General features: G+C 36.0%; 10 protein-coding genes. 2 read left to right on the forward strand and 8 right to left on the reverse strand.

What is annotated here, in order from left to right; genetic code table 11:
- Positions 1–10: 10 nt before the first annotated feature.
- From mrdA to rsmA, 7 genes are all read right to left on the reverse strand, one after another.
- Positions 11–1,867, reverse strand: a complete 1,857-nt coding sequence (mrdA, locus tag QUH73_RS04690) for a penicillin-binding protein 2 (protein WP_289529304.1) — start codon at positions 1,865–1,867, stop codon at positions 11–13.
- 18 nt (positions 1,868–1,885) lie between these two features.
- The gene (gene mreD / locus QUH73_RS04695) at positions 1,886–2,389 is read right to left on the reverse strand and encodes a rod shape-determining protein MreD (RefSeq protein ID WP_289529305.1); all 504 of its coding nucleotides are present in this window, start codon (positions 2,387–2,389) and stop codon (positions 1,886–1,888) included.
- Positions 2,386–3,213, reverse strand: coding sequence for a rod shape-determining protein MreC (mreC, locus tag QUH73_RS04700; protein ID WP_289529306.1), 828 nt, complete (start codon positions 3,211–3,213; stop codon positions 2,386–2,388). Before mreC ends, mreD begins: the two co-directional genes overlap by 4 nt.
- Positions 3,214–3,259: 46 nt before the next feature.
- Positions 3,260–4,282: a rod shape-determining protein gene (locus QUH73_RS04705; protein ID WP_124992577.1), complete on the reverse strand. Its 1,023-nt coding sequence runs from the start codon at positions 4,280–4,282 to the stop codon at positions 3,260–3,262.
- 29 nt (positions 4,283–4,311) lie between these two features.
- Positions 4,312–5,844, reverse strand: a complete 1,533-nt coding sequence (gene purH / locus QUH73_RS04710; RefSeq protein WP_289529307.1) for a bifunctional phosphoribosylaminoimidazolecarboxamide formyltransferase/IMP cyclohydrolase — start codon at positions 5,842–5,844, stop codon at positions 4,312–4,314.
- Between the two features lie 267 nt (positions 5,845–6,111).
- Positions 6,112–7,473, reverse strand: coding sequence for a magnesium transporter (gene mgtE, locus QUH73_RS04715; RefSeq protein ID WP_289529308.1), 1,362 nt, complete (start codon positions 7,471–7,473; stop codon positions 6,112–6,114).
- Positions 7,474–7,496: 23 nt separating this feature from the next.
- A complete protein-coding gene (gene rsmA, locus QUH73_RS04720; protein WP_289529309.1) occupies positions 7,497–8,288 on the reverse strand; it encodes a 16S rRNA (adenine(1518)-N(6)/adenine(1519)-N(6))-dimethyltransferase RsmA in 792 nt (263 codons plus the stop codon).
- 192 nt (positions 8,289–8,480) lie between these two features.
- Here rsmA and QUH73_RS04725 point away from each other — a divergent pair, with 192 nt between their 5' ends.
- Positions 8,481–9,524: a lysylphosphatidylglycerol synthase transmembrane domain-containing protein gene (locus QUH73_RS04725; protein WP_289529310.1), complete on the forward strand. Its 1,044-nt coding sequence runs from the start codon at positions 8,481–8,483 to the stop codon at positions 9,522–9,524.
- A 1-nt stretch (position 9,525) separates the two neighbouring features.
- A complete protein-coding gene (locus QUH73_RS04730) occupies positions 9,526–10,707 on the forward strand; it encodes a hypothetical protein (RefSeq protein ID WP_289529311.1) in 1,182 nt (393 codons plus the stop codon).
- Between the two features lie 48 nt (positions 10,708–10,755).
- Here the strand turns inward: QUH73_RS04730 and recQ are convergent, their stop codons facing one another.
- Positions 10,756–12,933, reverse strand: coding sequence for a DNA helicase RecQ (gene recQ / locus QUH73_RS04735; protein WP_289529312.1), 2,178 nt, complete (start codon positions 12,931–12,933; stop codon positions 10,756–10,758).
- Positions 12,934–13,162: the final 229 nt, after the last annotated feature.

The raw sequence follows: 13,162 nt of genomic DNA on the forward strand, positions 1-13,162 counted from the left end.
CTTTATTATTTTATTCAATAACTCCAGTACTGGAAGCTGCTGCCTGATTAATTAAATCAGCCTCAAGCATCCTCTTTTCTATCCATTTTTTATTTTCAGCAATCTCTCCATTTAGATATTTCTCGATCATCAACCCAGAAATTGGTGCTGCATATCTACTTCCCCACACTCCATTTTCAACATAAACAACGATAGCAATCTTCGGATTTTCTCTTGGTGCAAATGCAACAAAAACAGAATGATCTGCTTCGTCGGAATTCTGAACTGTTCCCGTTTTTCCACACACACGAATATCTTTAATTGCTGCCAATGCTCCAGTACTCCCCTCACCTCCAGTAATTACCATTTCCATACCATCAATTACAGGTATGAAATTAGAAGAGTCTATACTGGTATAATGTTTTTCCAAATACTTTTTTTCCAAAACCCCATCCTCTCCAACAGCCTTTACGATATGAGGAATAAAATAATAACCTCTATTGGCAATTGCAGCTACCATATTTGCCATCTGCATTGGTGTTATCTGCAATTCGCCCTGTCCTATGGCAAGGGAAATTGCATTTAAAGCCCTCCAATTCTTACGATACTTAGTCTGATAATATTCGTTTGTAGGAATAGAACCTGTTTTTTCATTCGGTAAATCAATGCCAAGTTCACTTCCAAAACCAAAAGAAGTGACATCCTTTCTCCATGCAGTGTACCCATCCTGAACAGAACCAAACTTAGGACTTTCCAAAATATAACGAAATACATTTGCAAAATAAGCATTACAGGATTGCTGAATAGCATGACGCAGATCCAAAGGAGAAGCATGAGAATGACATCCCATCGTAAAATTGCCAACATGATAACCGCTGTGGCATTCAAATCTTGTCGCAGGGCTAATTACATTTTCCTGAAGAGCCACCAATGCATTTACCAATTTAAAAATTGACCCTGGAGGATACAGCGCTTGCATTGTTCGATCGAACAAAGGCTTTAATGAGTCATTTTGAACCATCATCTGATAATTCTTATTCATTGCCCGCCCAACAAACATTTCAGGATCATATCCCGGACTGGATACTTTTGCTAATATTTCACCAGTGTGAGGTTCAATCGCAACGATTCCTCCTTTTTTATTTTGCATCAACAACTCTCCATATTGCTGCAAATCGATATCTAGACTCGAGTGCAAATTTTTACCCGAGATAGCTTTTTCATCGAATTTCCCATTCCGAAATGATCCTTTTATTCTATTAAAAACATCAACCCAATAAATCTTTACTCCCTTTTCTCCTCGAAGCTCCTTTTCATATGTCCGTTCTATACCACTTTTCCCGATATAGTCTCCTTGTCTAAAATACGGATCACTCTTAATCTCCTGATTGGTTACCTCTCTAAGATATCCTAATGCATGGGCAGCACTTTTTAATGGATATTTCCGCAATGTTCTCGTCTGAACAAAGAAACCGGGAAATTTATATAACTTCTCCTGCAAGACAGCATATCTTTCAGACGACAACTGTTTTAAAAAAATAGATGCCTTTCGATAAGAATAATGCTTTGCCTTAGCAATTCCTTCAATTAATTCTAATTTTTCAATTCCCAATAATTGGCAAAAATCAGTGGTGTCAAAAACTTCCAATTGCCTGGGAATCAACATTAGATCGTAAGCTGCCTGGTTATACACCAACAATTTTCCATTCCTATCATAAATCAATCCCCTTGCCGGATATTGCGTTACCTGCCTTTGAGAATTATTCTCAGCAGATAATTTATAGGTGTCATCAATTATTTGAAGGTTAAATAAACGGATAATGAAAATTAGAACAACCAGAATGAATATTCCGCCAATAATGTATTTTCGGTTTGAGAAATTATTCATTTTATATTAATAATTGATCTATTTTTTAAACAGTAAGAATTGAGATGTAATGAGTAAGCTTAAAGTAAAGAATGTACTAAGAATGATCCTGGTAATGGTTTCACTTAAATTGGAAAATGAAAATACTTCTATAAAAAACAAAAAGCTATGATGAGCGATGACTAATATCAGGCAATACTTAAAGAACCATCCAAATCCATAATGAAGAATACTTGGCGTTGTTCCTTGTTCATAACCATCTCTTACAGACAAATAATTTAATATATATGGACGTAAGTACGCCATAAAAACACTAGCGGATGCATGCATTCCCAGAGTATTGGAAAAAATATCTACACTCAATCCCAAAAAGAACGACAGAACCAACAAAAGCCAGTTTGGGGTCTCAAATGGAAGCAATAAAATGAATAAGATATACATATAAGGATTTAAAAAACCACTTATTTGAATATTATTTAAAATGGCAACCTGAATAAATACAAGAACCACAAATCTTATTATATTTTTTACGATCTGATTCATTCTACCACCTCCTTCTCAAGTTGCAGGCGTTCTGTTTTCATCAGATCACCAATAACTTTCACGTATGACAGACTTTTAAAATCATTGGAAAAGGCGATTATCAATTCATGAAAATTGCCTCCTGAGCTTGGCAAAATTTCCTGTACTGTACCCAGCAATATTCCCTCTGGAAAAATTGATGAATAACCACTGGTAACAATTGTATCTCCTGTCTGAATTAACACATGTATCGGAACTTCGTACAAACGTGCTGATTTATAATCTCTTCCATCCCAGGAAAGGGAACCAAAGTAATTGTTCTTCTTAATTTTAGCCGAAACACTTATTCGGCTGTTCAATAAAGAAATTACGGTTGAAAAATTATTTGAAACACTTTTTACAACCCCAACAACACCATGATCTGTAACTACAGCCATCTCCGGCTGAATGCCATTTAACTTGCCTTTATTCAAAGTAATATAATTCAGTTGTTTATTAACGGAATTATTAATGATTTTGGCGGTTCGATAAAGGTATTGTTGCTGATATAAGGAATCATTATAAAGAATAGAAGAATCGACTGACATCTTGTATGATTCCGCCAGGATATTCTTCAATCGGGTATTTTCTTTATTTAATTCTTCGTTTGTTTCAGCCAAAGCCAAATAATCGGTAGTGGATGAAACTTTCTCATAAATACTTCCTGTAAGGGCATTACTCGAATTCAGGTACTCTGTCTTTTGATAGTTATTGTAGCTGACTAACAATAACATGCAAAAAATTTCAATTACAACAAAAATGATCGTAAAATGAAATCTTACGATAAAATGTAATAAATTCTTCATTCAAAAAATCAAATCCCTGTTAAACCAAAATAAGTTTCACTCCTGATTATCTCATCAGGAATGAAAACTTATCTACATTCTTTAATGCAATTCCAGTACCACGTGCAACAGCCCTTAATGGATCTTCCGCAATGTGAAATGGAATATTTATTTTATCTGTTAACCGCTTATCTAATCCACGAAGCAACGCACCACCACCGGCAAGGTAAATTCCTCTATTTACGATATCGGCGTATAATTCCGGAGGTGTTTGCTCCAATGCACTTAAAATTGCGATTTCAATTTTCGAGATTGATTTCTCCAAACAATGAGCAATTTCCTGATAAGATACAGGTACTTCAATAGGAAGTGCTGTCATCTGATTTGGTCCTTGCACTCTGAAATCATTTGGTGGCTCCTCCAACTCAGATAATGCTGATCCAACTTGAATTTTTATTTCCTCAGCAGTTCTTTCACCAATTTTGATATTATGCTGATGACGCATATATTCCTGTATATCAGAAGTTAAATCATCACCCGCAATACGAATCGATTTATTAGTTACTATTCCACCCAAAGAAATCACTGCAATCTCAGTTGTTCCTCCACCTATATCTACTACCATATTTCCTTCAGGAGCTTCAACATCAATACCGATTCCAATAGCTGCCGCCATAGGCTCATAAATCATGTATACATCACGTCCTCCGGCATGCTCAGAAGAATCACGAACCGCTCTCATTTCAACTTCTGTACTTCCCGAAGGAATACAAATCACCATGCGTAATGATGGTGGAAACAGACGAGGTTTTTTGTTGATCATCTTGATCATCCCACGAATCATCTGCTCCGCAGCATTAAAGTCAGCAATTACGCCATCTCTAAGCGGACGAATCGTTCTTAGGTTCCCGTGGGTTTTGCCCTGCATCTGGCGAGCCTTTTCGCCAATCGCAACCATTTTTTCGGTGCGACGATCAATAGCTACGATTGATGGTTCATCAACTACAATCTTATCATTACAGATAATAATTGTATTTGCTGTCCCCAAGTCAATCGCGATCTCCTGAGTTAAAAATGAAAAAAATCCCATATGGTAGTATAAATCTCTGTTATCTTATTTTAATGCTTAAAATGTCTCATTCCTGTAAATACCATAGCAATTCCAAATTTGTTAGCTGCCTCAATAGAATCCTTATCTCTTATCGAACCTCCTGGTTGAATAATAGCAGTAATTCCTGCTGCATGAGCTGCTTCTACACAATCTGAGAATGGGAAAAATGCATCAGAAGCTAAAACACTTCCTGCAATTCTATCCCCTCCCTGACGAATGGCATTTTCCAAGGCCCAAATACGACTTACCTGTCCCGGACCAACACCACATGTAGTTTTATTTTTTGCTATGGCAATTCCATTTGATTTTGCATGTTTCACTGTTTTCCATGCAAACATCAAATCTTCCATTTCACTTTCTGATGGCTCTCTTTCGGTAACCACTTCTAATTTTTCACCAATTAATTCCTTATCCATTTCCTGAATTAAAAAACCTCCTAAAACAGTTTTTCCTTTAAATGAGGAATAATCTGTTTTCAAAATTTCAGGCAATTCCAATAATCTTAAATTCTTCTTCGCTGTTAATACCTCTAAAGCTTCTTTGCTAAAAGATGGTGCAACAATTACTTCCAGAAAAATTCCACTCATAATTTCGGCCGTTGCCTTATCAATTTCACGATTTGAAGCCACTATTCCTCCAAAAATTGAAACCGGATCAGCATCATAAGCTTTCTTAAAAGCTTCTGAAATTGTTTTGGCACTGCCAATTCCACATGGATTAGCATGCTTAGCGGCAACAATTGTAGGTTCTTCAAACTCTTTTAAGGTTTCCAAAGCTCCGTCTGTATCACCAATATTGTTGTAAGATAGTTCTTTACCATGGATTTTCTTAGCCGCAGTTAAAGTTCCTTCAGTTTCCTGAATTTGACTGTAAAAAGTTGCATTCTGATGAGGGTTCTCTCCATAACGAAGATCTTGCTTCTTTTCGTATGTAATCGTTAATGTTTTAGGAGATGTAATTTTCAGTCTTTTATTAAAATACCCGGAAATTAAGGCATCGTAATGAGCAGTATGTTCAAACACCTTTGCTGTTAGATATTCTTTTGTTTCAAGACTCGTATCATTACCTGATTTTAATTCTTCAATTACTTTTGAATAATCATCAGGATCGGTAATAACAGTAACAAATTTGTAATTCTTTGCAGCCGCTCTCAACATTGTCGGACCACCTATATCAATATTTTCAATAATTTCCTCGTGACCAGCCTCAGGATTTAAAATTGTTTCTTTAAACGGATACAAATTACAAACAACGATATCAATAGGCTCAATTCCTAACTCATTCATTTGAGCTATGTGCGCTTCGTTATCCCGAATTGCTAAAATTCCACCTTCAACATTTGGATGCAGCGTTTTTACGCGTCCATCAAAACATTCAGGAAATTTAGTAAGATCTGAAATGTCCATTACAGGAATTCCTTCGGCCTTAAATTTAGCGGAAGTTCCGCCTGTAGAGATGATTTCCCATCCTAAACCTGTTAATTCTCTAGCAAATTCAACAACATTTGTTTTATCAAACACACTGATCAGCGCTCTCTTCATAATTCTCTTATTTGGGTAATTTTATAAAATGGCGTAAATTTCATTTTCTCTCGAAAAACAAAAGCAACTCAAACAAGACTGTAAATACTTTAATAATAGGCACTTATCCAGCCTCCTAAAAGCTCATGCAAAGTTAAGAAAAACCTAAAAAAAACACCGTCTAAAAAAAGTTTTTTATTGAACTTTTTCATTGAATCATAATATTGAGAAACTATTTTTTTATACTTGAAATTTCCATTCTAATAAAATTACTCCCCAAAAAATGAACTAAACAAAGCTTAAAAAATAGGCTCCAATTGATAAGTAAATAAAAAGACCCACGATATCATTCAAGGTAGTTACAAAGGGACCTGTTGCCAAAGCAGGATCAATTTTCATTTTATGCAGAGTTAATGGAATTAGGGTGCCAAATATTGATGCAAAAATAATAACTGAGAATAACGCAACCGATACACTTATTGTTAAGCTAAAGGAGTGCCCAACCAGAAATAAGTTAACAAAGAAAACCAAGCCTGAACAAATTATACCATTTACAAATGCACCCATCAGCTCTCTTAACAATCGACTAATTGTACTTTCAAAACCCAATGAATTACTTGCCAAGGCCTGTACAATAATCGCCGCCGATTGAACACCCACATTTCCTCCCATTGCTGTAATCAGCGGAATAAAAAACGCCATAGCTGTATAATTCCCCAAATCACCTTCATGCCTTGATATTACAAAAGCACTTATAAGTCCCCCCATTAAACCAATTAACAGCCATGGAAGACGTGCTCTTGTTTGAATCCAAACCGAGTCACTTGACTCTACATCTTCAGTAAGACCAGATGCCATTTGGTAATCTTTCTCAGCCTCATCACGAATTACATCTACAACATCATCAATGGTGATGCGTCCCATTAATCGTCCAATGCTATCAATAACCGGTATTGCAACAAGGTCATACTTCTCCATGATTCGGGCTACTTCCTCATCCGGCTCATCAGTATGCACCGACATCACATCCGGCTGATATATATTACTGATTTTTGCCGATGTAGGACTCAAAATCATGATCTTCAAGGAAAGAGTTCCCTTTAAAATATTATCATCATCAACAACATATACATAGTAAATCTCATCGATATCCTCAGCCTGGCGACTTAATTCTCTCAAGCAGGTTAAAACAGTCCAATTCTCATTAACCATCACCAACTCTTTCGCCATCAATCCACCGGCTGTATCTTCATCGTAATGAAGTAAATCTACAATATCGCCAGCTCGTTCAACATCTCTTATATGGGAAAGAATCTCCTCTCGTTGTTCATCCGACATACCACCAATCACATCGGCAGCATCATCAGAATCCATTCTGTGAATAAACTGTTTTGCAATAATTTCAACAGGCAAAACCTTTAAAAAACGATCCCGATCATCCTCTTCCAATTCAGCCAAGACATCCGCCGCAGTATCAATATCAAGAAGTAAATACAGAAACTTAGCCTCCTCTGTATTAAGTTCATCATATATTTCAGCAATATCAGCAGGATGCAATCCATCCATCATACCAATTGCTCCGACCTCATCCTTCTCTTCGATAATTCTTTTTAACTGATCGATGTATTCGCGAGTCAATTCAAATTGCATATCAATGTATTTTATGTGTGATTTTATTCTCTTAATTCCGTATTTATTAATTCTTCAATTTTATTGGTCAAATAAACAAACTGATCTACAGACAATTGCTCTGGCCTCTGCGCCATAAGTTCATCATCAAGCTTGTAATCACCCAATACTGATTTTAAAGAATTCCGTAAGGTTTTCCGGCGTTGATTAAATCCGGATTTAACGACTCGGAAAAATAGTTTTTCATCACAAGCCAATCTAACGGTAGTATTCCTTTCCATACGTATTACTGCAGATTTAACTTTTGGAGGTGGGGAGAATACCGTTTCGCTAACAGTAAACAAATATTCTATATTATAAAAAGCCTGCATAAGCACACTTAAAATACCATACGTTTTATTTCCAGGAACAGCAGCCATTCTTTCAGCAACCTCTTTCTGAATCATTCCTACAACTTCAGGAATTTGATCTCTATAATCCAAAACTTTAAAGAATATTTGAGAGGATATATTGTAAGGAAAGTTCCCAATTACGGCAAAAGGCTCCGAAAATAATCTCGACAAATCATATTTCAGAAAATCCTCTCCAATTATTCGTCCTGATAATTCCGGAAAATTTTCATTCAAATAAGATACAGATTCTCTATCTATCTCAACAACATGCGTTTCAAACCCATTTTCCTTAAGTAAATATTGTGTTAACACTCCCATCCCCGGACCAATCTCAAGCACTTTCGAAACACAATCAGCCTTCATACTTGCCACAATTTTTTTGGCAATATTCAAATCTTTTAAGAAATGCTGCCCTAAACTCTTTTTTGCCCTAACGTACCCCATATCCATCCATTTAATCCCTTTTATTTCAGCATCTCAAATTAACAAAAATTAAAAACAGCAGCTTTTCAAAGGAGATTTCAAACATTTACTTATTTTTGTAGCTGATTTATCGCCCGGCAAATTTAGGACTTAATAATAGAAACACAGCTTATACTTGCTTAAAATTTAATCTCAGTTAGTTTTTTCTATAAAATGCTAACTCTAAAATTATCAATTTTGAAGAAAAATCTCATACATATCATAAAATTTCTAATCTTCTTTTCTATTAGTTCTTTCTTATTTTGGTACGTCTATCGAGGTCTAAATACTTCTGAGCTAATTTTCACATTAAAAAATGAAGTCAATTATTACTGGATTCTTCTTTCTCTGTTTTTTGGTCTGCTAAGTCACATCAGCAGAACAATCCGCTGGAACATGCTCATTGAATCCTTAGGAAAAAAACCCAGAACGATCAATACTTTTCTTGCAGTTATGGTTGGTTACTTTGCAAATCTTGCACTTCCGAGAATGGGCGAAATTTCAAGATGTGGCTTAATTAGCAAGTATGAGAATATTTCATTTTCCAAATTAATTGGCACAGTTGTTCTTGAAAGAGTGCTGGATATAATCATGCTGATCATTTTTTTACTAATCGCATTATCAACACAATTTTCGGTTATCTCTCATTTCTTCTCAAATAATCCTGAAGTCAGCAACAAGCTCTCGAATGTATTTGCATCTGCAAACACCATATATGTAATCGCTGCAGTATCAATTCTAATCTGGATTTTAAGAAAAAAATTTAAAAATACAGCCCTTTTTAAGAAGATTGATCAAACTCTTTCAAATTTTATGGCAGGCTTTCGTGCCATTAAGAAACTGGATAATAAATGGTCATTTGTCTTTCACACTGTCTTTATTTGGATCATGTATTATTTAATGACGTATATCTGTTTCTTCAGTTTCGGATTTACATCAAATCTTCCCGCTATTGCCGGACTAACCGTTTTTGTAATGGGAAGCTTTGGAATGGTTGCTCCTGTTCAGGGCGGAATCGGTGCCTGGCATTTTATGGTGATCGGAACTCTTCTGGTTTACCTTCCTGAAGTTGCCAACATCGAAACTATGTCGAAAAGCTTTGCTCTTGTAGTTCACGGTGCACAAACAGCTATGATTATCATACTCGGTTCAGCTTCAGTAATTGCTCTCCCAATAGCAAACCGAAAGCAAGTGAAATTAATAAAGCCTAAAATTTGAGATGAGAATCGATTTTACCATTATTGAAGTTAACGATCTTCATTCAGAAAGAGAATTTATTGAACTTCCGGTACGACTTTATCAGAAAATGAAAAACTGGATTCGACCTTTGGATTCTGACATTGAGAAAGTTTTTGATCCGAAACAAAACAAAATGTTTGCTCATGGGGAGTGTATCCGATGGATTCTTCAAGATCAAAATAAGCAAACCATAGGCAGGGTTGCTGCATTTATAGACCACAAAGCAAAAGATTTAAACGAGCAACCAACTGGAGGCCTGGGGTTTTTCGAATGTATTAACAACAAAGAGGCCGCCTTCATTCTATTTGACACTTGCAAAAATTGGCTGAAAGACAAGCAAATTGAAGCCATGGATGGACCAATTAATTTTGGGGAAAGGCATCAATGGTGGGGACTTCATGTTGACGGAGATCACAAACCTGTTTATTGTATGCCTTACCATTTTAAATACTATCAGGGTTTTTTCGACTCTTACGGATTCCAAATCTACTTTAAACAATATACTTACCGAACGAAGTTTTCGATCGAAAGCTTAAGTGAAATTATAAAGTGGAAAGCGCAAAGGCTTTTAAATAACAGCGAATATAAAGTAATCCATTTGGACAGGAAAAACTCAGACAAACTGATAAAGGATTTTGTATATGTCTATAATGAAGCCTGGGTGAAAGAAATACCAGGTATCGAAGGCATTTCCGAACAACAAACGCAAGACCTGTTCGAGACATTAAAACCAATCATGCATGAAAAACTGATGTGGTTTGCCTATCACAATGAAGAACCCATTGGCTTTTTTATAATGGTTCCAGACTTAAATGAACTTCTGCAACATATAAATGGTAAAATGAACCTTTATGCAAAGCTTCGTTTTATCTATTACAAGCACCTGCAAAAAAACAAAAATGCACTAGGTCTAATATTCGGAGTGGTTCCTGAGTTTCAAAAGCGTGGTATTGAAGCCGCAATGATTTATGAATTCTCCAGATCAGGTTTTGATTCAAGCTTTCCATTTTTAAATTTGGAAATGAATTGGATCGGTGATTTCAATCCAAGAATGAGTCATTTGATGGAGCACATTGGTGCAAAAATCTACAAAACTCATCATACTTACCGAAAATTGTTCGATGAAACAAAAGAATTTAAACGTTCCTTAATTATAAAATAAAAAGGCTGCTCAAATTCGAGCACCCTTTGCTGTATTTTTTCTGATAATTTACAATCCATTTTCAGAATGATACAATATCCGCATTAAGCGAATATCATCTTCCGAAAAATCTTCTTCTCCTAACTCTTCAAGAGCAGCTTCAATACTGTCAGTCTCGGCCTCATCAAAATACTCCAAGATTTCCTCCTGACGATCTTCATCAATCGTCTCATCCACATAATAATTCAGACTCAGTTTCGTTCCTGAATAAACAATAGCCTCCATCTCTCGAAGCAGATCAGAAAATGCCATTCCCTTGGCTTCTGCAATATCTTCCAAATCCATTTTCCGGTCTACACTCTGAATAATATAAACCTTAAATTTAGATTTATCAACTACAGAGCGAACAACCATATCTTGCGGTCTTTCTATATTATTCTCCTCAACATGCTTGCCTATCAAACCGACAAACTCCTTTCCAAATCGCTTTGCCTTACCAGCTCCCACCCCTTGTATATGAGACAACTCCTCAATATTTATTGGATAATTAATGGCCATTTCTTCTAGAGAAGGATCCTGAAAAACCACATATGGAGGCACCTCTTTTTTCTTAGCAACCTGCCTTCTTAAATCTTTCAACATTGATAACAGCTCAGTATCAACAGTTGCCGTACTGGCCACTTTTGTTGCTTCCAAATCCACACCTTCAAAATCATGATCATCAGTAAGCATAAAAGGCACCGGATTTTTCAAGAATTTACGTCCTTCGGTTTTAAGTTTAATCACCCCATACTGCTCAATATCCTTTTCAATTAAAGAATGAACCAACGCTCTTCGAAAAACCATGTTCCAAAAATGCTGATCCCGATCCTTACCGCAACCAAACATCTCCAATTCATCATGCTTATATGATTTAATCGAAGAATTCATTTCACCGGTAAGTATATTAACCAAATGATCGATTTTAAAACGCTCCTTAACCAGCTTAACCAGTTTCAATGCTTTAATAACAAATTCTTCTCCCTGAAATTCTTTCTTAGGATGCAAACAGTTATCACAACTGCCACAATTTGCATCAATATAATTCTCCCCAAAATAATGAAGTAAAATTGTTCGGCGACAAATAGCCGATTCTGCAAACGAAACTGTTTCCAACAAAAGCTGCCTGCCTATCTCCTGCTCTGCCACAGGCTTTCCCTGCATGAATTTCTCAAGCTTTTGAATATCCTTATAGCTATAAAAAGTCAGGCATCGTCCTTCTCCACCATCCCGACCGGCTCTTCCTGTTTCCTGATAATAGCCTTCTAAACTCTTTGGTATATCGTAATGAATTACAAATCGCACGTCCGGCTTGTCAATGCCCATTCCAAAAGCAATTGTTGCAACCACAACATCCACATCCTCCATTAAAAATTTATCCTGATTTCCGGAACGAGTTGAAGAATCCATTCCTGCATGATAGGGAACAGCTTTAATTCCATTAACCAGAAGCGTTTCGGCTAATTCCTCAACCTTCTTTCGACTCAAACAATATATAATTCCTGATTTCCCCGCATTTGCCCGGATAAACTTAATGATCTCTTTAGTCGCATTTACCTTTGGAAGAACTTCATAATATAAATTAGGCCGGTTAAACGATGATTTAAAAACCAAAGCATCCAACATCCCCAAATTCTTTTGAATATCATGCTGCACTTTAGGTGTTGCTGTTGCAGTAAGTGCAATTATCGGAGCTGAACCAATTTCATTAACTATTGAACGAATCTTCCTGTATTCAGGCCTGAAATCATGCCCCCACTCTGAAATACAATGCGCCTCATCAACAGCGTAAAAAGAAATTTTCACCTGTTTAAGAAACTCAATATTACTTTCTTTTGTTAACGATTCCGGCGCTACATATAAAAGCTTAGTTCTGCCTTCCAGAACATCTTCCTTTACTTTTAAGGTGGCTGATTTGGAGAGAGACGAATTCAAAAAATGAGCTACGCCATCATCTTCACCAAAATTTCTCATTGCATCAACCTGATTTTTCATCAGAGCGATCAATGGGGATATAACAATTGCTGTACCCTCCAACATTAGTGAGGGCAATTGATAACACAATGACTTTCCCCCACCTGTGGGCATCAACACAAATGTGTCGTTACCACTTAAGATATTTTGAATTACCGGTTCTTGATTTCCCTTAAAATTCTCGAATCCAAAATACTTCTTTAAATTAGTTGATAATTCAAAGTTCTTTCCCATGTTTCCTATTGATATGCTTTTTTCCCAAAAATATATGCGGTCGGCTAAATTAACATTTTACTTAGCAACCTAAAATTTTTAAATGGTAATTTTTTACATCACCATTCATTCCCGTATTACAAATTTCGATACTTTTGTATTTTAAATTTAGATAAACACTTGTACAATTCAAAACAAAAACTGCAATTAACAGATTTTAACTGATTCTTAAAGTTTCATTTATCTGAGT

Source organism: Labilibaculum sp. K2S (genome assembly GCF_030372765.1).
Classification (GTDB): Bacteria; Bacteroidota; Bacteroidia; order Bacteroidales; family Marinifilaceae; genus Labilibaculum.

Bases quoted from the DNA above. Each gene is read 5' to 3' on its own strand.
- mrdA (WP_289529304.1), bottom strand. From the start codon at position 1,867: ATGAATAATTTCTCAAACCGAAAATACATTATTGGCGGAATATTCATT.
- mreD (WP_289529305.1), bottom strand. From the start codon at position 2,389: ATGAATCAGATCGTAAAAAATATAATAAGATTTGTGGTTCTTGTATTT.
- mreC (WP_289529306.1), bottom strand. From the start codon at position 3,213: ATGAAGAATTTATTACATTTTATCGTAAGATTTCATTTTACGATCATT.
- QUH73_RS04705 (WP_124992577.1), bottom strand. From the start codon at position 4,282: ATGGGATTTTTTTCATTTTTAACTCAGGAGATCGCGATTGACTTGGGG.
- purH (WP_289529307.1), bottom strand. From the start codon at position 5,844: ATGAAGAGAGCGCTGATCAGTGTGTTTGATAAAACAAATGTTGTTGAA.
- mgtE (WP_289529308.1), bottom strand. From the start codon at position 7,473: ATGCAATTTGAATTGACTCGCGAATACATCGATCAGTTAAAAAGAATT.
- rsmA (WP_289529309.1), bottom strand. From the start codon at position 8,288: ATGGGGTACGTTAGGGCAAAAAAGAGTTTAGGGCAGCATTTCTTAAAA.
- QUH73_RS04725 (WP_289529310.1), top strand. From the start codon at position 8,481: ATGCTAACTCTAAAATTATCAATTTTGAAGAAAAATCTCATACATATC.
- QUH73_RS04730 (WP_289529311.1), top strand. From the start codon at position 9,526: ATGAGAATCGATTTTACCATTATTGAAGTTAACGATCTTCATTCAGAA.
- recQ (WP_289529312.1), bottom strand. From the start codon at position 12,933: ATGGGAAAGAACTTTGAATTATCAACTAATTTAAAGAAGTATTTTGGA.